This is a genomic window from Mesorhizobium sp. M0437, assembly GCF_040321335.1.
Classification (GTDB): Bacteria; Pseudomonadota; Alphaproteobacteria; order Rhizobiales; family Rhizobiaceae; genus Mesorhizobium.
Genome location: NZ_JAMYRK010000037.1, coordinates 1 through 23,689, shown reverse-complemented (window position 1 = coordinate 23,689; position 23,689 = coordinate 1). Strand labels below are relative to the sequence as shown.

Annotated in this window: 19 protein-coding genes and 2 pseudogenes; 16 read left to right on the top strand and 5 right to left on the bottom strand. The window is 62.5% G+C overall.

The genetic code is table 11. The features are described from left to right. Positions 1-4: 4 nt before the first annotated feature. From NKI72_RS21705 to NKI72_RS21695, 3 genes and pseudogenes are all read left to right on the top strand, one after another. A pseudogene (locus NKI72_RS21705) lies at positions 5-273 on the top strand (type II toxin-antitoxin system RelE/ParE family toxin). A 37-nt stretch (positions 274-310) separates the two neighbouring features. Beyond that, on the top strand, positions 311-610 hold the full coding sequence (locus NKI72_RS21700; RefSeq protein WP_031212869.1) for a HigA family addiction module antitoxin: 300 nt from the start codon (positions 311-313) through the stop codon (positions 608-610). 81 nt (positions 611-691) lie between these two features. After that, a complete protein-coding gene (locus tag NKI72_RS21695) occupies positions 692-1,444 on the top strand; it encodes a DUF502 domain-containing protein (protein WP_352471756.1) in 753 nt (250 codons plus the stop codon). On the opposite strand, the gene recG is transcribed toward NKI72_RS21695, so the two are convergent. Further along, the gene (gene recG / locus NKI72_RS21690) at positions 1,396-3,504 is read right to left on the bottom strand and encodes an ATP-dependent DNA helicase RecG (RefSeq protein ID WP_352502469.1); all 2,109 of its coding nucleotides are present in this window, start codon (positions 3,502-3,504) and stop codon (positions 1,396-1,398) included. The genes NKI72_RS21695 and recG overlap by 49 nt on opposite strands. Positions 3,505-3,595: 91 nt before the next feature. Here recG and NKI72_RS21685 point away from each other — a divergent pair, with 91 nt between their 5' ends. The 6 genes from NKI72_RS21685 (at position 3,596) to NKI72_RS21660 (ending at position 10,581) form a co-directional block, all read left to right on the top strand. Next, positions 3,596-3,883: an FAD assembly factor SdhE gene (locus NKI72_RS21685; RefSeq protein ID WP_352471754.1), complete on the top strand. Its 288-nt coding sequence runs from the start codon at positions 3,596-3,598 to the stop codon at positions 3,881-3,883. Positions 3,884-3,896: 13 nt separating this feature from the next. Beyond that, on the top strand, positions 3,897-7,394 hold the full coding sequence (gene mfd / locus NKI72_RS21680) for a transcription-repair coupling factor (RefSeq protein WP_352502470.1): 3,498 nt from the start codon (positions 3,897-3,899) through the stop codon (positions 7,392-7,394). 179 nt (positions 7,395-7,573) lie between these two features. Then, positions 7,574-8,947, top strand: a complete 1,374-nt coding sequence (locus NKI72_RS21675; RefSeq protein WP_352471752.1) for a class II 3-deoxy-7-phosphoheptulonate synthase — start codon at positions 7,574-7,576, stop codon at positions 8,945-8,947. Positions 8,948-9,096: 149 nt separating this feature from the next. Then, positions 9,097-9,516, top strand: coding sequence for a GFA family protein (locus tag NKI72_RS21670; RefSeq protein WP_352502471.1), 420 nt, complete (start codon positions 9,097-9,099; stop codon positions 9,514-9,516). A gap of 77 nt (positions 9,517-9,593) precedes the next feature. Beyond that, entirely contained in the window at positions 9,594-9,953 is a 360-nt protein-coding gene (locus NKI72_RS21665; protein WP_352471749.1) for a diacylglycerol kinase, read from the top strand. A 40-nt stretch (positions 9,954-9,993) separates the two neighbouring features. Then, positions 9,994-10,581 carry a hemerythrin domain-containing protein gene (locus tag NKI72_RS21660; protein WP_352502472.1) on the top strand — a complete coding sequence of 196 codons (588 nt, stop codon included), beginning with the start codon at positions 9,994-9,996 and terminating at the stop codon, positions 10,579-10,581. A gap of 3 nt (positions 10,582-10,584) precedes the next feature. On the opposite strand, the gene NKI72_RS21655 is transcribed toward NKI72_RS21660, so the two are convergent. Continuing rightward, positions 10,585-11,172: a DedA family protein gene (locus NKI72_RS21655; RefSeq protein ID WP_352502473.1), complete on the bottom strand. Its 588-nt coding sequence runs from the start codon at positions 11,170-11,172 to the stop codon at positions 10,585-10,587. Further along, a complete protein-coding gene (locus tag NKI72_RS21650) occupies positions 11,169-11,732 on the bottom strand; it encodes a DUF1003 domain-containing protein (protein WP_023680015.1) in 564 nt (187 codons plus the stop codon). The genes NKI72_RS21655 and NKI72_RS21650 overlap by 4 nt, the downstream gene beginning before the upstream one ends. 83 nt (positions 11,733-11,815) lie before the next feature. On the opposite strand from NKI72_RS21650, the gene NKI72_RS21645 reads away from it, so the two are divergent. The 5 genes from NKI72_RS21645 (at position 11,816) to gltX (ending at position 18,411) form a co-directional block, all read left to right on the top strand. Further along, entirely contained in the window at positions 11,816-12,529 is a 714-nt protein-coding gene (locus NKI72_RS21645) for a DNA-3-methyladenine glycosylase I (RefSeq protein ID WP_352502474.1), read from the top strand. Between the two features lie 65 nt (positions 12,530-12,594). Next, entirely contained in the window at positions 12,595-14,277 is a 1,683-nt protein-coding gene (locus NKI72_RS21640) for an NAD+ synthase (protein WP_352850856.1), read from the top strand. 26 nt (positions 14,278-14,303) lie between these two features. Continuing rightward, on the top strand, positions 14,304-14,717 hold the full coding sequence (locus NKI72_RS21635; protein ID WP_352831606.1) for a GNAT family N-acetyltransferase: 414 nt from the start codon (positions 14,304-14,306) through the stop codon (positions 14,715-14,717). 382 nt (positions 14,718-15,099) lie between these two features. After that, complete coding sequence (locus NKI72_RS21630) at positions 15,100-16,905, top strand: ABC transporter ATP-binding protein (protein ID WP_352613797.1); 1,806 nt, start codon at positions 15,100-15,102, stop codon at positions 16,903-16,905. Between the two features lie 132 nt (positions 16,906-17,037). Beyond that, the gene (gene gltX / locus NKI72_RS21625; protein WP_352471740.1) at positions 17,038-18,411 is read left to right on the top strand and encodes a glutamate--tRNA ligase; all 1,374 of its coding nucleotides are present in this window, start codon (positions 17,038-17,040) and stop codon (positions 18,409-18,411) included. Here gltX and NKI72_RS21620 read toward each other — a convergent pair. Next, the gene (locus tag NKI72_RS21620) at positions 18,329-19,513 is read right to left on the bottom strand and encodes a DUF2865 domain-containing protein (protein ID WP_352831607.1); all 1,185 of its coding nucleotides are present in this window, start codon (positions 19,511-19,513) and stop codon (positions 18,329-18,331) included. The genes gltX and NKI72_RS21620 overlap by 83 nt on opposite strands. 263 nt (positions 19,514-19,776) lie before the next feature. On the opposite strand from NKI72_RS21620, the gene NKI72_RS21615 reads away from it, so the two are divergent. Further along, complete coding sequence (locus NKI72_RS21615) at positions 19,777-20,397, top strand: DUF1287 domain-containing protein (RefSeq protein ID WP_352831610.1); 621 nt, start codon at positions 19,777-19,779, stop codon at positions 20,395-20,397. A 12-nt stretch (positions 20,398-20,409) separates the two neighbouring features. Here NKI72_RS21615 and NKI72_RS21610 read toward each other — a convergent pair whose 3' ends face one another. Beyond that, the gene (locus NKI72_RS21610) at positions 20,410-22,734 is read right to left on the bottom strand and encodes an NADP-dependent malic enzyme (protein ID WP_352850854.1); all 2,325 of its coding nucleotides are present in this window, start codon (positions 22,732-22,734) and stop codon (positions 20,410-20,412) included. Positions 22,735-22,993: 259 nt separating this feature from the next. On the opposite strand from NKI72_RS21610, the pseudogene NKI72_RS21605 reads away from it, so the two are divergent. Next, a pseudogene (locus NKI72_RS21605) lies at positions 22,994-23,533 on the top strand (GrpB family protein). The last annotated feature ends 156 nt before the right edge of the window (positions 23,534-23,689 follow it).

The window sequence follows — 23,689 nt, the reverse complement described above, 5'->3', positions numbered from 1 at the left end:
CAAGTTGATCGTTTCGTTCAAAGGCAAAGCGGTGGAAGCGGTTGCCGAGGGGAAGGCACCGAAAGGTTTTCCACCGGATCTGGTTGCCCGTGGCGAACGTCGTCTTCGAGCGATCGAAAACGCCGGACAATTGAACGATCGCCACCCGGAAATCGCCTTGAAGCCCTGAAGGGAGCAGAGCTGGGCAGCATTCAATTCGTATCAACGACCAATGCCTGCTTCAAATGGACCAACGCTGGCGCCGAAGAGGTGGAGATCGTCGACTACCATTGAGCGGGCACTTGCCCTAAACCCTTGAGGTCTCTGAACCATGCTCAAGTTCGTACGTCCAATTCACCCCGGAGAGTTCCTGCGCGAGGAATATCTCGTCCCGCTCGGTATGAGTGCCGGTGCGCTGGCGAAGAAGCTCAATCTTCCTCGTACCCGTATCGAACGCATTGCCAAGGAAGAGATCGGCCTGACTCCTGATACCGCGCTTCGCCTCGCCAGGTTCTTCAACACCACGCCGGAATTCTGGATGAATTTTCAGCAGGCTTATGAACTTGAAACCGAGGCGAAGAAACTCGCACCGGAGCTCGAGAAGATCGAACCGCTGGAAGCCGCGGCATAGTTGATCTTTTAAAAACTTCGCCATTCCAAAGCGCCTTGGGGTTCAGTAGTGTCGCGCTGCAAACACACGCTGCGGTGAACCATGTCGGATGCTCTCAAGACCTCAGGCATGACCCGGCTGAGAAACTATTTCCTGACCGGCTTCGTCGTTTGCGCGCCGCTGGCGATTACCGCCTACATTGCCTGGTCGCTGATCGGCTGGGTCGATTCCTGGGTGAAACCCTACATTCCGGTACGCTACAATCCGGACACGTACCTGCCGTTTCCAGTGCCGGGTTTTGGGCTGATCGTTGCCCTGATCCTCATCACCTTCATCGGCTTTATGACCGCCAATATCGTTGGCCGCGCCATCGTCAACTTCGGCGAGCGCCTGCTTGGCCGCATGCCGCTGGTGCGCGGCATCTACCGTTCGCTGAAGCAGATTTTCGAGACAGTGCTGTCGAACAAGGGCGACATGTTCCGGCAGGTCGGATTGGTCGAATATCCGCGCAAAGGGGTCTGGTCGCTTGTCTTCGTCGCCAGCGAGAAGGAAACCGAGATCAACCAGAAGCTCGACCGGGAAGGCGATCCGCTGATTGCCGTGTTCATGCCGTGTACGCCCAACCCGACGACCGGCTTTCTGATGTATGTGCCGAAATCCGACATTGTGCTGCTCGACATGACGATCGAGGACGGAGCCAAGCTGATCGTGTCGGCCGGCCTGGTGGCGCCAGCTGTCAAAATGGTGACGGTGAACGGCGAGCATATCCACGGCGCGCTTGCCAATCCTCCGCTCGACACGATGCCTCAGCCGGCACGCAGGAGCCGCACGGCCTCGTCGCGGCCGAACAGATAGAGCAACAGGCGCAGCGCCGTGCCGCGTTCGGACTGCAGTTCCGGATCGCGCGACAGGATCAGCCGCGCATCGTCGCGTGCGGCCTCGAGCAGGTCGGCATGCGCCTCGATGCGCGCCACCTGGAAGCCCGGCGTGCCGGACTGGCGGGTGCCGAGCAACTCGCCTTCGCCGCGCAGCTTCAGATCCTCTTCGGCGATACGGAAACCGTCCTCGGTCTCGCGCATCACCGACAAACGGCGTTTTGCCGTCTCGCCGAGCGGGTCCTTGTAGAGCAGCACACAGGATGAAGGCTTGTCGCCACGCCCGACCCGGCCACGCAATTGGTGCAACTGGGCGAGGCCAAAACGCTCGGCATGCTCGATGACCATGATCGTCGCATCAGGCACATCGACGCCGACCTCGATGACGGTGGTGGCGATCAGGATACGGGTGTCGCCCTGCTTGAAGGCGCGCATCGCCTCGTCTTTGTCGGTGCCTTTCATGCGGCCGTGCACCAGGCCGATGCGGTCGCCGAACAGCGGCTTCAGCGAGGCAAAACGGTCCTCGGCCGACATCAGCTTGATCTCCTCGGATTCCTCGATCAGCGGACAGATCCAGTAGATTTTCTGGCCATCGGCGACGGCGTCGAGCATGCGTCCGATCAGTTCGTCGAGCCGTTCAAGCGGCAAGGTGACGGTGCGGATCGGCTGGCGGCCGGCCGGCTTTTCCGTCAGCTTCGACACATCCATGTCGCCGAATGCAGTCAGCACCAGCGTCCGCGGTATCGGCGTTGCTGTCATCACCAGCATGTCGGGCGCATCGCCCTTGGCGGTAATGGCAAGGCGCTGATGGACGCCGAAACGGTGCTGCTCGTCGACGACGGCGAACACGAGGTCACGGAACGTCACCGTTTCCTGGAACAGCGCATGGGTGCCGACGACGATGTCGATGTCACCATTGGCCAGCCCGGTCAGCGTGTCGGCACGCTCGCGGCCCTTTTCGCGACCTGTGAGGACGGCGACACGCAGGCCGGCCCGTTCCGCCAACGGCGCAATTGTTGCCAGATGCTGGCGCGCCAGGATTTCGGTCGGCGCCATCAATGCCGCCTGGCCGCCGGCCTCGACGGCACGCGCCATGGCAAGCAGCGCGACCACCGTCTTGCCGGAGCCGACATCGCCCTGCAAAAGGCGCAGCATGCGTTCGGGGTCACCGAGATCGGCGTTGATTTCGGCAAGCGCCATTTCCTGCGACATGGTCAGCGAATAGGGGAGTGCCACGCGCAGTTGTTCGACTATGCGGCCGTCGCCGACCAATGGCCGGCCAGATAATCGGCGGACCTTGGCCCGCACCAGCGCCAGCGATACCTGGCCGGCCAAGAACTCGTCATAGGCAAGGCGCCGCCACGCTGCGCCGTCGACGGAGACGTCGATCGGGTCGGCAGGATTGTGGATGCGGTTGAGCGCATCGCTGAAAGCAGGAAAGGCATGGCGGCGCCGGAACTCACCGTCCTGCCATTCGGGCAGCACCGGCAGGCGGGCCAGCGCCTGGCCGATGGCCCGGCGCAGTACCTTGCCCGAGAGCCCGGCGGTCAGCGGATAGACCGGCTCGACCAGCGGCAGGTTTTCCGCGTCGTCGGCAAGTGCGATATGGTCGGGGTGAACCATGGTCGGGCGGCCGTTGAACCATTCCATGCGGCCGGAGACGACGACATGCTCGCCTACGGGCATTGCTTTTTCGAGATAGGCGGCATGGGCATGGAAGAAGGTCAGCGCGATCTCGCCGGTGTCGTCATGGGCGTAGACCCGGTACGGGACCGACCTGTTGCCGCGTGGCGGCGGCTGGTGGCGGTCGATGCGGACGTCGAGCGTAACGATGGCGCCTTCCGCCGAGCCGGCGATGCCAGGCCGGTTGCGGCGGTCGATGACAGTATGCGGCAGCACGAACAAGAGATCCCCGGCGCGCGCGGCCCGGTCGCCGAGGTCGGCTGCTACGACTTTTTCGATCAGGGCGCCAACTTTTGGCCCGACCCCGGCAAGCGAGGTGATCGGGACAAACAGCGGATCGAGGAGGGAGGGACGCATGATGTCAGCTTATGTTGCGGCGACTGTAGCGCAAGGCTGACACCGCCTTCTATCCACGCTATATGCGCCGCCTGGGCAAGGATGTTGCAAGATGACCGGAACGAAACGATCAAGCGAGGGGCTCGATGCCCGCCGCCGCAAGCTTCTGTTTCGTTCGTGGCACCGCGGCATGCGCGAGATGGACCTTATACTCGGCAGCTTCGCCGATGCCGAGATCGGCGCCTTGACCGGCGACGAAATCGACCAATATGAGAGGCTCCTCGACATTCCCGACACCGAATTCCTGCCTCTCGTCACTGGCGAACGCCCGGTTCCGGCGGATATCGACTGTACCGTCCTGCAAAAAATCCTGGCTTCGCGCCGGGAGATGACCTTCTGAACAACGTGTAGCCATGAGCCTTATCCCTACGATCGGTCTGCCGAAAGGCCGCGCCGGCCAGTTCATCGTCGATGGCGTCGCCGACGGCTACGAAGCCTTTGCGCTGGTGCAGGCTGCGCACGAGATCGCCCCTGACAAGCCGGTGCTGTTCGTGGCGCGCGACGGCCAGCGTCTGCCGGCGATCGTCGAGGCGCTTGCCTTTGCCGCGCCGGGCCTGCCGGTGCTGGAACTGCCGGCCTGGGACTGCCTGCCTTACGACCGCGTCTCGCCCGGCGCCGACGCCGCCGCAAGGCGGCTCGATGCGCTGGCAGCGATGATCGCGCTGGCGAAGAAGCCGCACCGCGCCGTCATTCTCACCACCGCGAACGCCTTGCTTCAACGCATTCCGCCGGCGGAACTCGTCGAGGCGCAGACCTTTCACGCCAAGCCCGGCAACCAGATCGACATGAACGCGCTGGTGTCACGGCTGGAGACTTCCGGCTTCGAGCGGGTGCCGACGGTGCGCGGCATCGGCGAATTTGCCGTGCGCGGCGGCATTCTCGATCTCTTCGCGCCCGGCTGGACGGAGGCACTGCGCCTCGATTTCTTCGGCGATACGCTGGAATCGATCCGCGTCTTCGACACCGCAACCCAGCGCACCATCGGCCAACGCAAGTCGATGGCGCTGCAGGCGATGAGCGAGGTGGCGCTGACGCCGGAAACCATCAGCCGCTTCCGCCGCGCCTACATCGAAGCCTTTGGCGCGCCCTCGCGCGACGATGGGCTCTATGCGGCGGTCAGCGAGGGCAGGCGGTTTGCCGGCATGGAGCACTGGCTGCCGTTCTTCTATGAGCGGCTGGAAACCGTGTTCGATTACCTGCCGGATGCGCCCGTGGTGTTTGATCATCTGGCGCATGAGGCACTGGCCGAGCGCCACACTCTGATCCTCGATCATTACGAGGCGCGAAAAAAACAGGCCGACGGCGCCTTGAAGGATGCCGTGCCCTACAAGCCGGTGTCGCCGGATCAGCTTTATCTGTCGCCCGAGAACCTGATTGCCTCGCTTGGTCCGCGCGAAGCGATCGACTTCACCTCCTTCGACGCGCCCGATGCCGGTGCGAAAAAGGTGTTCCATGCCGGCTCGCGCCATGGCCGCAGCTTCGTCGAGGAACGCGCCGACCCTAACGCCAACGTCTTCGACGTCGTCGTCAAACACATTTCCGACGAGCGCGCTGCACGCCGCCGTGTCGTCGTCGCCGGCTGGACTGAAGGTTCGCTCGACCGGCTCGGCCAGATCCTGGTCGAGCATCACCTTGGCAATCTGGAGCCGGTGGCGACGCTTGCCGAAGCCGAAAGGCTTGAGCCAGGGCAGGCGGCCCTGGCCGTGCTGCCGCTCGAATCCGGCTTCGAGACCGAGAAACTGGTCGTCGTCGCCGAGCAGGACATTCTCGGCGACCGGCTGATCCGGCGCTCGAAGCGCAAGAAGCGCGCGTCCGACTTCATCGCCGAGGCTTCGGCATTGTCTTCAGGCGATATCGTCGTGCATGCCGACCATGGCATTGGCCGCTTCATCGGGCTGCGCACCATCGAGGCAGTCGGTGCGCCGCACGATTGCCTTGAAATCCACTATGCCGGCGACGATCGGCTGTTCTTGCCGGTGGAAAACATCGAGCTGCTGTCGCGCTATGGCTCGGATTCGGCCGAGGCGACGCTCGACAAGCTTGGCGGCGGCGCCTGGCAATCGCGCAAGGCACGGCTGAAGAAACGTCTGCTCGACATGGCCGGGCAGCTGATCCGCATCGCCGCCGAGCGACAAATGCGGGCCGCACCGGCGCTGGTGCCGGCGGAAGGCCTCTATGGCGAGTTTGCGGCGCGTTTCCCCTATGAAGAAACCGACGACCAGCAAACGGCAATCGATTCGGTCATGGGTGATCTGGGCGCTGGAAAGCCGATGGATCGGCTGATCTGCGGCGATGTCGGCTTCGGCAAGACCGAAGTCGCGCTTCGTGCCGCCTTCATCGCGGCGATGGAAGGCTTTCAGGTCGCGGTGGTGGTGCCGACGACATTGTTGTCGCGCCAGCATTTCAAGACCTTCTCGCAGCGCTTCTCCGGCCTGCCGATCCGCGTCGCCCAGGCCTCGCGGCTGGTCGGCGCCAAGGAACTGGCCGAGACCAAGAAGGGCGTCGCCGAAGGCCAAGTCGACATTGTCATCGGCACGCACGCACTGCTCGGCTCCTCGATCTCGTTCAAGAATCTCGGCCTGCTGATCATCGACGAGGAGCAGCATTTCGGCGTCAAGCACAAGGAGCGGCTGAAGGATCTCAAGACCGACGTCCACGTTCTGACGCTGTCGGCGACGCCGATCCCGCGAACGCTTCAGCTTGCCTTGACCGGGGTGCGTGAGCTGTCGCTGATCGCCACGCCGCCGGTCGATCGCATGGCCGTGCGTACCTTCATCTCCCCTTTCGATCCGCTGGTCATCCGCGAGACGCTGCTGCGCGAGCGCTACCGTGGCGGCCATTCCTTCTACGTCGTACCGCGTATCAGCGATCTCACGGAAATCCATGATTTCCTGCGCGAATCCGTGCCTGAGCTGAAAGTGGCGGTGGCCCACGGCCAGATGCCGCCCGGCGAGCTCGACGATATCATGAATGCCTTTTATGACGGCCAGTACGATGTGCTTTTGTCGACCACCATCGTCGAATCCGGCCTCGATATACCGACCGCCAATACGCTGATCGTACACCGCGCCGACATGTTCGGCCTGTCTCAGCTCTATCAGTTGCGTGGCCGCGTCGGCCGTTCGAAGGTGCGCGCCTATGCGCTGTTCACTCTGCCCGCCAACCGCAAGCTAACCGATACAGCCGAGCGTCGGCTGAAAGTGCTGCAATCGCTCGATACGCTAGGCGCCGGTTTCCAGCTGGCCAGCCACGACCTCGACATCCGCGGCGCCGGCAATCTGCTTGGCGAAGAGCAGTCGGGCCACATCAAGGAGGTCGGCTTCGAGCTCTACCAGCAGATGCTGGAGGAGGCGGTGGCCGAAGTGAAGGATTCCGGCGAGGTGCAGGACGGCGGCTGGTCGCCGCAGATCGCCGTCGGCACGGCGGTGATGATCCCGGAAAGCTACGTCCCGGATCTGCAGCTCAGGCTGGCGCTCTATCGCCGTCTTGGCGATCTCGAAAATACGGAAGAGATCGATGCTTTCGGCGCCGAGCTGATCGACCGGTTCGGACCGTTGCCGGAAGAGGTAAAGCATCTGTTGAAGATCGTCTTCATCAAGGCGCTTTGCCGCAAGGCCAACGTGGAGAAGCTCGACGCCGGGCCGAAAGGTGTCGTCGTCCATTTCCGCAAGCGGGAATTCCCCAATCCGGTCGGGCTGGTCAAGCTCATCGGCGAACAGGGCTCGCTGGCCAAGATCCGACCCGACCAGAGCGTCGTCTTCAGCCGTGACTGGGCGACGCCCGAGAAGCGGCTGGCTGGCTCAGCGGTTGTCATGACGCAGCTGGCGCGGCTGGTGGAGAAGGCGGCGTAGCAGCGCGTCGCTGGTGCTCTGGGCACAGCCGCACCGGCACTTTCGCAGTGCCGTGCTCATTCGCCACGCGCCCAATTCCGGTCTAGAATAGGAAATCGGCTTCGTGTATGGAGCCGCGACCCCATATGGGGCGGATTGGCGGGCGATGGCGTCCGTGTGAAAGAGCGTTAGGTGCTTCGATGACGAAATGGTCGCCGAATTCGTGGAGAGCTAAGCCGATCCAGCAGGTTCCTGCCTATCCGGATCTTGCCGCGCTGAGGAACACGGAAGCCCAGCTTGCCACGTTTCCGCCGTTGGTTTTTGCAGGTGAGGCACGCAAACTGAAGAAGCAGCTTGCAGCCGTCGCTGCCGGTGACGCATTCCTTCTGCAGGGCGGCGATTGCGCCGAGAGCTTCGCCGAGCATGGCGCCGACAATATCCGCGACTTCTTCCGCGTCTTCCTGCAGATGTCGGTGGTGCTGACCTTCGCCGGCGCCCAGCCGGTGGTGAAGGTCGGCCGTGTCGCCGGCCAGTTCGCCAAGCCGCGCTCGTCCGACAATGAGACCAAGGGCGGTGTAACGCTGCCGAGCTATCGCGGCGACATCATCAATGGCATCGAGTTCGACGCCAAGTCGCGCATTCCCGATCCTGCAAGACAGGAGATGGCGTACCGCCAGTCGGCGGCGACGCTCAACCTTTTGCGTGCCTTCGCCCAGGGCGGCTACGCCAGCCTGGAGAACGTGCATCAATGGATGCTCGGCTTCGTGTCCGACAGCCCGCAGGGCGAGAAATACGAGTCGCTCGCCAACCGCATCACCGAGACGATGGACTTCATGAAGGCCGTCGGCATCACCTCGGAGACCAATTACGCGCTGCGCGAGACGGATTTCTACACCAGCCACGAAGCGTTGCTGCTCGGCTACGAGGAGGCGCTGACCCGCGTCGATTCGACCTCCGGCGACTGGTACGCCACCTCTGGCCACATGATCTGGATCGGTGATCGCACGCGCCAACCCGACCATGCCCATGTCGAATACTGCCGCGGCATCAAGAACCCGCTCGGGCTGAAATGCGGTCCGTCGCTGACGCCGGATGGCCTGTTGCAGCTCATCGACCTGCTCAATCCGGAGAACGAGCCCGGCCGGCTGACGCTGATCGCCCGCTTCGGCTCCGACAAGGTTGCCGACCATCTGCCCAAACTGGTGCGCGCGGTGCAGAAGGAAGGCCGCAGCGTGGTGTGGTCGTCCGACCCGATGCATGGCAATACGATCGAGGCCGCCGGCTACAAGACACGGCCGTTCGACCGCATCCTGAAGGAAGTGCAGACCTTCTTCGAGGTGCACCGCGCCGAAGGCACGCATCCGGGCGGCATCCACATCGAGATGACCGGCAAAAACGTCACCGAGTGCACCGGTGGTGCCCGCGCCATCACCGCCGAAGAACTGCAGGACCGCTACCACACCCATTGCGATCCGCGCCTCAATGCCGATCAGGCGATCGAGTTGGCGTTCCTGGTCTCCGATCTGCTCAAGAAGACCCATCCGGTCCAGCACAAGCAGGCCGTTAACGGCTGATATGATCTGAACTTTGATGTCATTGAAGAAGCGCCGGGCGAAAACCGGCGCTTTTTGTATTCAATCCCGCCGGTGTCGCATTTGCTCGTGCCTAACGCGCGCAAAACTGGAATGCTGCCAGGCGATGGCAATTGCATCGGGAGGCCGACATGGCTGACAGTCACACCGGATCATGCTTGTGCGGGGCAGTGCGGTTCAAGACACGAGGACCGCTACGCGGTGTCGTCTACTGCCATTGCTCGCAGTGCCGGAAGCAGAGCGGGCATTTTTATGCGGCGACCAACGTTGCCGACCGCGACATTACAATCACCGGCGCGAAGAGCATCACCTGGTACGAGGCCTCTTCGTTCGCCAGGCGCGGCTTCTGCAAGACATGCGGCTCTCTGTTGTTCTGGAAGCCGAGCGATGACGGCTATGTTTCGGTCATGGCAGGGCTGTTCGACGCGCCAACTAGGCTCCAAGGCGAATGTCATATCTTCGTCGGCGACAAGGGCGATTATTACGCGATCGATGACGGGCTGCCGCAGTTCGAGAAGTCGACGCCGTCGATCAAGGTGGCAGCCGGCTGATTCTTTGCAGAGGCCGCCTTATTCCCTTGGTCCAGCCATTGCGCTATCCCCTGCCGGTGATTCCGAAGGGTTTTGGCATGCAGCGACTGATCGACGCTTTTTACAATTCGGTGCGGGCGTTTCGCAAACTGGCCGCCGGCGAGGAGGCCTTCCAGCTGGAGCTGACGCTGCTCGTGCTTGCCTTGCCGCTCGGCTGGTTCCTTTCGGAATCGTGGCGCGGCTATGCGTTGCTGATCGGCGCGGTGCTGCTCATGATCATGATCGAGGTGCTGAACACCGGCATCGAGGCGGCATGCGACGCGTTCAGCCGCGAATTCAACGTCGATATCCAACTGGCCAAGGATTGCGGTTCGCTGGCGGTGCTGATTTCGGTGGTGATCGCTGCCGGGGTATGGGGCGTCGCCGTCATCGAGCGGATCCTCGGGGTACCGATCTGACGTTTCAGACACTACATGCAGGTCAACTGAGGGGCCCGACATGGCCGATACCACCGGATTTCTGTTGCTTGAACGTGAGGGCCTGCCGGACGATCTGCGCTGGCTGGTCGAAAAATATCCGCGCGAGGACTGGCAGGCGCATGCCAATATCCACGGCATAGCCAATATGTGGCTGCAGCGGCACGACATGTTCCGCGAGCTTGGCGGCATGCTCACCAATGGTATCGGCGATTATCGAGAAAGTAGGCTGAACGCGCCGGAATTCGCGCGCTGGTTCGCGCCGCGCCTCAACCATTTCCTCGGCAATCTCGACGGCCATCACAATGTCGAGGACCATCATTATTTCCCGGTCTTCGCCAGGGCCGAGACCCGTCTGAAGCGCGGCTTCGAGATTCTCGATGCCGATCACCACACAATCCATGAGGGACTGGAGCGCAATGCCGAGGCGGCAAATGCCTTCATCCGCACGCTTCAGAAGAGCGAAGACAAACAGCGTTTCGCCGCCGATGCCTATGCCGACGAGAACGGCCGGCTGATCGCCATGTTGACCCGGCATCTTGCCGACGAGGAAGACCTGATCATTCCGCTGATCCTCGAGAAGGGTGATCGCGCGCTCGGCATTGATTGACGATCAGCTTCCCTTGTGGAGTTCCTTCTTGGCGACGATATGGGCCGCGAGCCAGCCGAGGATGGCCACAACGAGGCCGATTGCCAGAGCGATCAGTAATCGCTCGTGACGAGCCAGCGCTTGGCCGACGATGTGCTCCGCGCCCAGCCCGAAGACATAACCGACAGTGCAGAACAGTGCCGCCCAGACCACCGATGAGATGGCGTTGAGGATGACGAAGCGCGCCGCCGCAATGCCCGACAGCCCGGCGGCGATGCCGCCGACCAGGCGGAGGCCATAGATGTAGCGGTTCGACAGCACGAAAATGTTGGGATGAGAGGTGACAAGGCGGTAGGCGTGGCTGAAGCCCGGCCGGGCTCGGAGCCTGATCACGAATTTATGGTCGGCGAAGCTCCGTCCCAAGATGAAGAAGAACGTGTCGCCACCGAAGGCGCCGAGCGCGGCTGCGAGAAACGCCTGCCACGGGATGAAGACATGCTGATGCGCAAAAAAACCGCCAAGAATTGCGGCGCTTTCGCCCTCTGCGACGCAGCCCAGAAAAACCGCGACCAATCCATATTGCTCAATGAGACGATGGATGACTTCCGTCATGAAGACGTTCGCTGCTTCGACAGAATGTCGTCGATGCGCTTCACCTGCTCGGCCAGCCGGGCGATCTCGTCTCGCATGCCGATGATCTGGCTGTGGCGCAGTTCGTCGAGCTTTTCGTGTAACGCCATGATCTCGATCTCGGCCTTGAGATTAACCTCATAGTCGTGGGCGGCGTCGATTCGATCGCGCTCCGTCTGGCGGTTTTGCGCCATCATGATCACTGGCGCCTGCAGGGCGGCAACCATGGAAAGCACGAGATTGAGGAAGATGAAGGGATAGGGATCGAAGGCGGCGCGCGACAAGAGCCAGACATTGCCTGCCGTCCACAGGATCAGGAAGCCAATGAATGCCAGGATGAAGGACCAAGAGCCGCCGATCCGGGCGATGGTGTCGGCCAGGCGATCTCCAAACGTCTGGTGAAAGGCGACGGCCTTGTTGGTGTCCTTGGAGATCGTGGTGCGCTCGAGCGTAGATTGCAGTACCCGGCTTTCGAGCGCGCTGAGGCCGTCCGGCTTTCGCTTCAGCCAGCGGCTTGCCAGGTCCTCGATCGTTTTGTTCATCGTCGCCTCCGTCGTCCGCGATGAGGTAGACGCTGCCGGTTCCTACGGGAAGTGGTAGATTGACGCGATGGGGTCAGGAAACAATGGTGGATTTTCAGAAAATTCGCGCCCGTGCAGCGAAGCGCAAAGGCGGTGAGGCAGCGCTGACGTCGCTGCTGGGTCCTATGCCCGACAATGCCGCGGTGGCAAAGATTACGGACGACCGGATCCTGTCGACCATGGCCGAGCGGGTTTTTGCCGCCGGCTTTGTCTGGCGCGTCATCGAGCAGAAATGGCCGGGTTTCGAGGAAGCATTTCTTGGCTTCGAGCCGAAGCGGCTGCTGTTCCAGCCTGACGATTTCTGGCACGATCTCACATTCGACAAGCGCATCGTCCGCAATCCGCAGAAGATCAAATCCGTACGCGACAACGCAGCCTTCGTCGAGCGCGTGTCGAAGGAGCATGGCAGCTTCGGCAAGTTCCTGGCCAATTGGCCGGCGGATGACCAGGTCGGATTGATGGCCTATCTCGGCAAGCATGGCAGCCGGCTCGGCGGCAATACCGGCCAGTATTTTCTGCGCTGGCTGGAGTGGGACGCCTTCATCGTCTCGGCCGACATGGCGGCAGCGCTGCGCGACGCTGGGCTCGACCTCGCGCAGAGCCCGACGTCGAAGAAGGACCTGGACAAGATCCAAGTGCAGATAAACGCCTGGGCGGCGGAAACCGGGCTGCCGCGCCGGCACATTTCGCGCATTCTGGCAATGTCGATCGGCGAGAACCATCCGCCGGAAGCCTTGCGCGAATATATGGGCGAATAGGATCGACTGTTTGGTCCAAACGAACGCCATTGCTCGACGAATTTTGCCGCGCTAAACCCACGGGCATGACAGACAAGACCGCTCCAGACATATTGCGCATCGCCGTCGCCCAGCTCAATCCGACGGTCGGCGACGTCGCCGGCAATCTTGCCAAGGCACGCGAGGCGAGGGCGGATGCCGCCCGCCAAGGCGCCGACCTCGTGCTGTTTACCGAGCTTTTCCTTGCCGGCTATCCGCCTGAGGATCTGGTGCTGAAGCCCGCCTTCCTGAAGGCCTGCGAGCGGGCGGCGGAGGATTTCGCCGGCGATACCGCCGACGGCGGCCCGGGTTTCGTCATCGGCACGCCGTTGAAGCGCAAGACCGGCACGCACAATTCGATCATCTTTGCCGATGGCGGCAAGATCCTTGCCGAACGCTACAAGCTCGATCTGCCGAATTACGGTGAGTTCGACGAGAAGCGCGTCTTCCAGGCCGGCCCCGAGATCCAGGGGCCGGTCAATTTCCGCGGCGTGCGCGTGGGAGTGCCGATCTGCGAAGATATCTGGGGCGAGGTTGCCGTCTGCGAGACGCTGGCCGAAAGCGGCGCGGAAATCCTGCTGGTCCCGAACGGCTCGCCCTATTACCGCGGCAAGGTCGACGTCCGCCACCAGATCGTCATCCGTCAGGTCATCGAATGCGGACTGCCGATTATCTATGCCAACCAGCTTGGCGGCCAGGACGAGCTGGTTTTCGATGGCGCATCGTTTGCCATAGGTTCTGACAAGACGCTGGCCTTCCAGATGAGCCAGTTCGAGGAGACGGTCAACGTCACCACCTGGAAGCGAAAGAATGACATCTGGGTCTGCTCTGACGGACCGATGTCGAAAATCCCGGAAAAGGAGGAGGCCGACTATCGCGCCTGCATGTTGGGCCTGCGCGATTACGTCAACAAGAACGGCTTCAAGAATGTCGTGCTCGGCCTCTCCGGCGGCATCGATTCGGCGATCTGCGCGGCACTTGCCGTCGATGCGCTCGGCGAGGAACGGCTGCGCGCCGTGATTATGCCTTACCGCTACACTTCGAAGGACTCGCTCAAGGATGCCGAGGACTGCGCCCGCGCGCTCGGCTGCCGCTACGACATCGTGCCGATCTTCGAGCCAGTCGAGGGTTTCCTGCACACGTTGACACAGCTTTTCGAGGGCACCAAGGAAGGCATCACCGAGGAAAACCTGCAGAGCCGGGCCCGCGGCACCATCCTGATGGCGATTTCCAACAAGTTCGGCTCGATGGTCGTTACCACCGGCAACAAGAGCGAGATGTCGGTAGGCTACGCCACGCTCTATGGCGACATGAATGGCGGCTTCAACCCGATCAAGGATCTTTATAAGATGCAGGTCTATGCGTTGTCGCGCTGGCGCAACGCGCATGTGCCGCCGGGTGCGCTCGGTCCGTCCGGCGAGGTGATCCCGGCCAACATCATCGACAAGGCGCCCTCGGCCGAACTGCGAGAGAACCAGACCGACCAGGATTCGCTGCCGCCCTATCCAGTGCTCGATGACATATTGGAGTGTCTGGTCGAGAACGAGATGGGCGTCGACGAGATCGTTGCGCGCGGCCATGACCGGGCGACGGTGGCGCGTGTCGAGCACCTGCTTTACGTCGCCGAATACAAGCGCCGGCAGGCGGCGCCTGGCGTGAAGATCACCAGGAAGAACTTTGGCCGCGATCGCCGTTATCCCATCACCAACCGGTTCAGGGATGGCGGGTAGGCGATTGGCTGCATAACGGTTTAGCCATGGCCAACTTTGAGATCAGCTTCGACCTGTCGCGAATCGACTTCCGGGCGACATCCGACATTTTGAAGGAGAGCTATTGGGGCAGCGGCCGCAGCGACGAATTGCACCGCCGCGCCTTTGCCAACTCACTGTGCGTCGGCGCCTATGTCCGCGGCAATCAGGTCGGCTTCGGCCGGGCGATCACCGACCGTACGGTATTTGCCTATCTCGCCGACATCATTGTCTGGCCCGGGTATCGCCGGCAAGGCATCGGAACCCGGCTTGTCCAGACGCTTATCGGTCATCCGGATTGCAAGACTGTCACGCATTGGAGCCTGTCGACCAACGACGCACACTCCATGTACGAGAAGCTCGGCTTCAGGCCTTCCACCGACGGCCGCTATATGCGCCTCGACCGTATCCCGGCAACCTGAACAGAGGCAGCGCACAACCCGCGATTGTTGCAAAATCGTCTCACTGCTTGGACCAGATGCGCTTTTGGCTATCTACTGACTTGGCGCGGCGTTGAGGCGTCTCTATAAACACCTCTCCGCGATTCCCCTTCAGGAGGAACCGAATGCCAGGATTTGACATCGTTATGCGAGGCTGCGAAGCCTAGGTCTTGGTCAGTGCGCCGCGAGATAGCCTCGCGGCAAGGCTGAACCGAGGCAGGTATTTCGCCGCTGCCGGTCGCCGCCCCTCTACAGGGCCGCCAAATACGCCAAACCTCCGCATCTCCGGGCGCCAAACGGCGCCGACGCGGTTTTTCAATTTCTACTTTCGTGGGATCGGGCTCGTTTGCGCCCGAATGACATCATGACTCGTTTTCGAATAGATTTGCGCGCGGGCGCCTTTCGCAGCGTTCTTGGCTTCACGCTCAGCCATTGGCGGTGTCAGCCGTGGCGGCTTGCCGGCATTATGGGCACATTCCTGCTGTCGACCTTGGCCGACGTGCTGACGCCGCTCTATTCCGGCCGGCTGGTGGATGCCGTCGCCAGCAGTGCTGCGGCCGACGATGTTGCGTGGAACGCGGCGACAGCGGCCTTTTCGATGCTGGTGGCCCTGGCGCTCACCGGTGTCGTGCTGCGCAATCTCGCCTTCATGGCCATTGTCGAGCTGACGTTGAAGATGATGGCGGATATCGCCGCCGACGCCTTCCACCGCGTCCAGCGCTTCTCCACCGACTGGCACGCCAACAGCTTCGCCGGATCGACGGTGCGCAAGATAACGCGCGGCATGTGGGCGCTCGACCTGCTCAACGACACGATCCTGATCGCGCTGCTGCCATCGGTCGTCATGCTCGTCGGCTCGACGCTGCTGCTTGGCTGGTTCTGGCCGCTGATGGGTGCTGTCGTCGCCACCGGTTCGGTTCTGTTCATCGCGGTGACGACGATGCTGTCGCTTGGCTATGTCGCGCCCGCGGCAAGGCTTGCCAATGCGTGGGATACACGGCTCGGCGGCTCGCTGGCCGACGCGGTAAGCTGCAACGCCGTGGTCAAGGGTTTTGGCGCCGAGGAACGCGAGGAGACGCGGCTCGCCGAGGTCGTCGCCAAATGGCGCGGTCGCACGCGCCGCACCTGGATGCGCGGCACCGTCAACGGCACCACGCAAGGGACGATGCTGCTGCTTTTGAGGGCAGCGGTCATCGGGTTCTCCCTGCTGTTGTGGTCGTGGGGGCAGGCGAGCGCCGGCGATGTCGCCTTCGTGCTGACCTCATTCTTCGTGCTGCAAGGCTATCTGCGCGACATCGGCACACATATCCGCAATCTGCAGCGCTCGATCAACGACATGGAGGAACTGGTCGACTTCCAGTCCGAACCACTCGGCATCGAGGATCGGCCCGGAGCCAAACCGATCCGGATCACCGATGGCCGTATCACCTTCGACAATGTCACGTTCCACTATGGCAGCCACCGCCTGCCGCTCTATCGCGATTTTTCGGTGGACATCGCGCCGGGCGAACGGGTTGGGCTGGTTGGCCATTCGGGCTCCGGCAAGACGACATTCGTCAAGCTGATCCAGCGCCTCTACGACGTGACTGCGGGCAATATCCTGATCGACGGCCAGGATATTGCGAATGTGGCGCAGGCGTCGCTGCGCGCACAGATCGCAATCGTCCAGCAGGAGCCGATCCTGTTTCACCGGTCGCTGGCCGAAAACATCGCCTATGCTCGGCCGGCCGCCACGCAGGCCGAGATCGAGCACGCGGCGCGATTGGCCAGCGCGCATGACTTCATTGCCAATTTGCCGAAAGGCTATGGCACGCTGGTCGGCGAGCGTGGCGTAAAGCTATCGGGTGGTGAGCGTCAGCGCGTTGCAATCGCACGCGCCTTTCTTGCCGATGCGCGCATTCTCATCCTGGATGAGGCAACGTCGAGCCTCGATTCGGAATCGGAGGTGCTGATCCAGCAGGCGATGGAGCGGTTGATGGTCGGCCGCACGACGCTGGTCATTGCCCACCGGCTGTCGACGGTGCGGGCGCTGGACAGGCTTTTGGTGTTCGATCGCGGCCGCATCGTCGAAGAGGGCTCGCATGACCAACTGATCCGGCTGCAAGGCGGCATCTACCGCCGGCTGTTCGAACGCCAGGCGCTTGAACTGACCAAAGGCCTGGTGATCTGACGGTTGCGGTGCCGCGCGTCTTGATAGACGTGCGGCGCTGCAGTCTTTTCTTCGCCTTTGTCATGTTCTATGTCTGCCGCCGAGCGCGGGGGCGCGTCTTGTCAACAGCAAAACCATCCGGTACGCCCGCTCATGACAGTTACCGTCCGTTTCGCCCCGTCACCGACCGGCCGCATCCATATCGGCAATGCGCGCACCGCTTTGTTCAATTGGCTGTTCGCCATCAAGAACAAAGGCCGCTTCATCCAGCGCTTCGACGACACCGACGTCGCCCGTTCGACGCAGGAGTTTTCCGACGCTATCCTATATGACCTGCATTGGCTGGGCATCTTCCCCGATGCCACGGAGTACCAGTCGCGGCGGGTCGAAATCTACGATGCCGCACTGGAGAGGCTGAAGGAGGCGCGCCTCGTCTATGCTTGCTATGAGACGCCTGAAGAGCTCGACCTGAGGCGCAAGGTGCGCCGCACGCGTGGCCTGCCGCCAGTCTATGGCCGCGAGGCGCTGACGCTGGCACCCGAGCAGGTGGCGGAATATGAGGCCGATGGCCGGCGGCCGCACTGGCGCTTTCTGCTGCCCAACTTCAGCAGCGATCCGCTACAGCCGGAGCGCACCGAAATCCACTGGAACGACCTGGTGCGCGGCGAAGAGACCGTCGACCTCGCCTCGCTTTCAGACCCGGTTCTGCGGCGTGAGGACGGCACCTACCTCTACACATTGCCTTCGGTTGTCGACGACATCGACATGGGCGTCAGCCATGTCATTCGCGGCGACGACCACGTCACCAATACCGGCGTCCAGATAGCCCTGTTCCGAGCACTTGGCGCGGAGCCGCCGGTGTTCGGCCACCACAATCTCCTGACAACGGCATCAGGCGAGGGACTTTCGAAGCGCACCGGCGCGCTGTCCATCCAGAGCCTGCGTGAGAGCGGCATCGAGCCGATGGCGATCGCTTCGCTGGCGGTGCTCGTCGGCACCTCGGAAAACGTCGTGGCGGTGCCAACGATGGCCGAGCTAGTCGAGCGCTTCGATCCGGCTGCAACATCGAAATCCGCCGCCAAATTCGACCCGGACGAACTCTTCGTGCTCAACCGCACGCTGCTGCATCACATGCCGTTTTCCGAGGCGCGCGACCGGCTGATCGTGCTCGGCATCTCCGGCGAACAGGCCGAGTCTTTCTGGCTGGCCGTGCGCGGCAATCTCGACAGGCTGGCCGATGCGGCGATCTGGTGGCGTACGCTTCGAGACGGTCCAGAGGAGCCGGCGGAGTTTTCCGACGAGGACCGCGACTTTCTTCGCCAGGCATTCGAGTTGCTGCCGGAAGAGCCTTGGAACGGCACCGTCTGGAAGGACTGGACGGGCAAGATCCGAGCGGCGAGCGGCCGTAAGGGCAAGGCGCTGTTCATGCCGCTCAGGCTGGCGCTTACGGGACAGCCTTCGGGTCCGGAGCTTGCAGATCTGTTGCCGCTGCTGGGTCGGGAAGGAACGTTGGCCCGACGACCCTGACCTTGCGCTGCTCCGGCGGCGGCAGCGATGTCGGCGAGGGCACAGGTTTGACAGCAAGGCGTCTGATCGCCCCACGGTCGAGGCCGTCTTGCGCATTGGCCAAGAACTCCGGGTCGGCGCCCGGATCAGGCCTGGCAACCGGCAGCGGAATGAACGGGGTACTCTCTACATTCGCCTCGGATTGTTCCCGGGTTGGCGGGTTGCCGGCGATGATCTCGAAATTCTGCGCGGCGTTGCAGCCGCAGGTCGGCGGCCGCGGCATGTCGGATTGCTTGTAGAGGTAGGCCGTCGGCAGTTCGATATAAGGCCTGCCCGTCACCGAAGACGTCATCGACGCCGAATCGCTGTTCACGCCGCGCGTGTAGAAAACCTGCATCTCGGTGCCGGGGCAGCTCGATTCGCAATTCTTCTGATCGCGCTCGAAATCGCCCAGCGAGGCAGCATTCGACATCGGGAAGAAATAGCCGTCGCAGGTCCGCACACACATGGTGCGGAATTCGCCTTGGGGCTGGCCCATGTCGGCGCTGTTGAGCACGGTGCGGATGTTGCCCGGCTGGCTCAGTTCTTCAGCCTGGTCGGCCTCTTCGGGCTGACTGCCCAAAAGCTGGTCGAGCAGGTTTCGCTTGCCGTTTTCACGGTTGGCTTCGCGGACCGGCGCGGGCGTCGGCGCCGCCGCATCATCGCGGCAGCCATTGGCGTCAAGCAACGTCAATATGCGCGCACGATCACGTCGCGAACCACCGCCGGCAAGGTCGCCGCGCTTGGCCTGCAGGGCGTCGAGATTGGCTGCCATGCGATCGATGGTGGCGTCGAGTGCTGCGCATGCGTTGGCGTTGCGGCGAGACAGCGAAAAGCCGCAGCCGGCGCTGCTGGCCTGCCTGACGGCCTTTGAAATCTGCTGGCGCTGCCGGACGATTGCGTCGTCATATTTCCTGAGCAATGCCGGTTTGCCGCCGCCACCACGAGAAGCGGCGGCAAGATCGGCTTCAAGCTGGCGGCAGAGGCGGGAAGCGGCCTGTGCCTGAGTGGCGGCAATGCCGCACAGCACCACGGCGCCGAGCAGCGCGGCGGTACGCGTCAGCTTCCAACGTGCGCCCGTCATCCCTCCGACTCCGCCTGCCTGTTGTTCAGAAAGCTACCGCGCTTGCGGTTAATCGTTTGTTTAGCATGCCGCCGATTCCGGCTTCAGCCCAAATCGGATGGCTTGCGCCTTGTGCGCGGCTTCGATCACGACCGGTGCTGTCATTTCGACCACGCCACACTGCGTATTCGGACAGAGCCAGAACCGCGACGTCCTGGCGCTGCACGAAAAAGGCGTATTCGCCCAGAAGAATGCCTGGATTCAGCAATGCCCGGAGGCTTGGCATGACCGCGATTACCCGTCGAGCCGCGCTGCAGTTTGGTCTTTTGTGCCTGGCGATGCCGGATGCCATGGCGCAGCAAAAGCCCATCGCGCCGGATTGGGGTACCAGATTGGTCGAAGCTGCCCGTGAGCAGATCGGCGTCACCACACTCTACGATCCGACCTATACACGCCTGGCCTATCCGGGCGGGGACGTTGGGCCCGAGCGGGGTGTTTGCACGGATGTCGTGATCCGTGCCTATCGCCGCGCCTTCGATGTCGATCTGCAAAGATTGGTACATGAGGATATGCGGGCCAATTTTGCCGCCTATCCGAAGGCTTGGGGCCTGAAAGCGCCGGACCGCAACATCGACCACCGCCGTGTGCCCAATCTTGCGGCCTATTTCGAGCGGCGCGGTGCTGCCTTGCCCGTCAGCCAAGACCCCGCCGACTATCGGCCAGGGGATCTCGTCGCCCAGATGCTGCCCGGCAATCTGTCGCATATTGCCATCGTGTCGTCCAATCGCTCCACTTTGGTACCGACAAGAAGGCTGGTTATTCACAATATCGGCGGCGGCGCCAGGGAAGAGGACACTTTGTTTGCCTTCAGGCAGACAGGGCATTTCCGGTTCAGGCCAATCTGAGAAAGCCCGCGGCTACCCCAGATCGACGATGGCTTGCGCCTTGTGCGCGGCTTCGACCACTGCCAGTGCCGTCATGTTGACGACGCCGCGCGACGTCACCGACGGCGTCAATATGTGCGCCGGGCTGTCGGTGCCGAGCAGGATCGGGCCGACATGCAGCGCCTCCATCATTGTGCGCAGCGCCGTCAGTGTGATGTTCGCCGAATCGAGATTGGGGAACACCAGCAGATTGGCTTCGCCTTTCAGCCGCGAATGCGGATAGACGCGTTGGCGCAGCTGCTCCGACAATGCCGAGTCGGCATGCATCTCGCCGTCGCATTGCAGGTCGGGCGCGATGCGCGCCAGGATCGCCGCCGCCTGCCGCATCTTCATGGCGCTTGGCGAATCGCGGGAGCCGAAATCCGAATGCGAAAGCAGGGCTGCCTTGGGCTCGATGCCAAAACGCTGAATCTCCTCGGCCGCCAGAACGGTCATCTCCGCAATCTCCTCGGCGGTCGGATCGACGGAGACATGGGTATCGGTGAGGAAGATGATGCCGCGCTGCGAAATCAGCATGGAAAGCGTCGACAGGTCGCGATCCCTAATGCCGGCGCGTGGCCCGATGATCAGCGTGACGTTGCGCAAATGGCGCTCGAAACGGCCCTCAAGGCCGCAGACCATGGCGTCGGCGTCGCCGCGCTTCAGGGCAAGGGCGGCGATCACCGTATTGTCGGTGCGCACCATGGTGCGTGCCGCTTCCGTAGTCACCCCACGGCGGCCGGCAAGCTCGATCAAAAGGTCGACGTAGTGGCGGTAACGCGGATCGTCTTCCGGGTTGATCAGGCCGAAATCGACGCCCGGCTTGATGCGCAGCCCATAGCGTTTCACCCGCACGTCGATGACGTGCGGGCGGCCGATCAGGATCGGTTCGGCAATGCCTTCCTCGAGCACGACCTGCGCGGCGCGAAGCACGCGCTCGTCCTCGCCGTCGGCATAGATGACGCGCTTGGCGCTCGACGTCTTGGCCATCGAGAACACGGGCTTCATGACCAGGCCGGAGCGGAAGACGAAGCGGTTCAGCTTGTCGATATAGGCGGCGAAATCGGTGATCGGCCGGGTCGCGACGCCGGTCTCGCAAGCTGCCTTGGCGACGGCAGGGGCAATGCGCAGGATCAGCCGCGGATCGAAAGGCGAGGGGATCAGGAACTCCGGGCCGAAGATCGGCGTCTCGCCGGAATAGGCACGCGCGGCAACGTCGGACGGCTCTTCGCGGGCAAGCGCCGCGATGGCCCGAACGGCGGCCATTTTCATCTCTTCGTTGATGGCCCTTGCGCCGCAATCCAGCGCGCCACGGAAGATGTAAGGAAAACAGAGTACGTTGTTGACTTGATTGGGGAAATCGGAGCGGCCGGTGCAGATCATCGCATCGGGTCGCGCCGCCCTTGCCGCTTCCGGCATGATCTCGGGATTGGGGTTGGCCAGCGCCAGGATCAGCGGCTTGGGCGCCATGTGGTGGAGCAGTTCCGGTTTCAGTACGCCGGCGGCAGACAGGCCGAGAAACACGTCGGCGCCGGGCAGAACGTCAGCCAGCGCGCGCGCCCCGGTATCCTTCACATAGGGGTCTTTCCAGCGGTCCATCTCCTCGACGCGGCCCTTATGGGCGACCCCGAACCGGTCGGTGACCCAGATGTTTTCAACCCGCGCGCCGAGCGAGACCAGAAGGTTGAGGCAGGCGAGCGCCGCAGCACCAGCGCCCGACGTGACGATCTTGATGTCCGAGATGGACTTGCCGGCGAATTCCAGCCCATTGAGCACAGCGGCGGCGACGATGATGGCGGTGCCGTGCTGGTCATCATGGAAGACCGGTATGCCCATGCGGGCTTTCAGCTGCTCCTCGACCTCGAAGCATTCGGGCGCCTTGATGTCTTCCAGGTTGATGCCGCCGAAGGTTGGTTCCAGCGCCGAGATCGTCTCGACCATGCGCTCGATGCCCGGTGCGTCGATCTCGATGTCGAAGACATCGATGCCGGCGAACTTCTTGAACAGCACCGCCTTGCCCTCCATCACCGGCTTGGAGGCGAGCGGACCGATATTGCCGAGGCCGAGCACCGCCGAACCGTTAGTGACGACGCCAACAAGATTGGCGCGGGCTGTATAGTCGGCAGCGGTTGCCGGATCGTCGCGGATTTCAAGGCAGGGGGCGGCGACACCCGGCGAATAGGCAAGCGCCAGGTCGCGCTGGTTGCCCAGCGGTTTCGTCGCCTGGATTTCAAGTTTTCCGGGACGGGGGTGCTTGTGGAAGTAGAGCGCTGCTTCGTCGAGGTCGGATCGCGCCGCCTTTTTGCTTTCGCTTGTCATGACGGCCGCCTCCTCAGTTCAGTCCGTTTGGGGTTTTGAGTCTCTTAGCATGCAGCCGAGCCTTTTCGAGGGGTGATATGTCGCAAGCGCGAGCTTATGGCTTTGCACCGCCGGCCAGTGCGGCCTGCCATTGAAATCTCGAACAACGGGCGGCGAGCTGCGCCGCCGCCAGTTGAATGTCTGCTAAGGTGGTTTGCAGGCGGTCCGCTTTCTGGCAGATATTGAATGGACCGGACGTTTGCAGACCTGTCCGCAATTCATGAGGAGTCGGAGTTTGCCCCCACCGATCCCCGTTCGCCTGGCACCCCATAATGCGAGCTGGGCCACCCGTGCTGCCAGCGAAGCAGATCGGCTGCAACAGCAGGCGGCTTCGATCCTTCAGGTCCACCACATCGGCTCAACCTCCATCCCCGGCATTGCCGCCAAGCCTGTCCTTGACCTGATGCCCGTTGTTTCGAATCTGGCGGCGCTGGATGCCGAACAGGCAGCCATTGAAGCCCTTGGCTATGAATGGCATGGCGCCTACGGCATGGAAGGACGACGCTATTGCACCCTACACGATTAGGTAACGGGCGAGCGGGTCGTTCAAATTCACTGCTTCGTGGACGGCGACCCCGCCATCCGCAGACATCTTGCCTTTCGCGACCTTCTGCGCAGTTCGCCTAGCATTGCAGAGGAGTATGAGCGAGAGAAGCGGCGATGTGCTGCGCTGCATCCCGAAGACAGCCACGCCTATTCCGACTGCAAAGACGCCTGGATAAAACGTGTCGAAGCAATGGCGCTCAGCCGCTATCCCTGAAAACACGTCTATCGTCCGCATCAGAGCTCGCCAGAGACACGAACGAACGTCTTAGCAGGGTCGATAGTGTTGAAAAAGTCCGGGTTGCAGCAGTCCTGAAGCACTTCTCTATTCGGCATGTTGAGGTCAAGCGCTTTCGAGCTTGCGGCTTCTCCG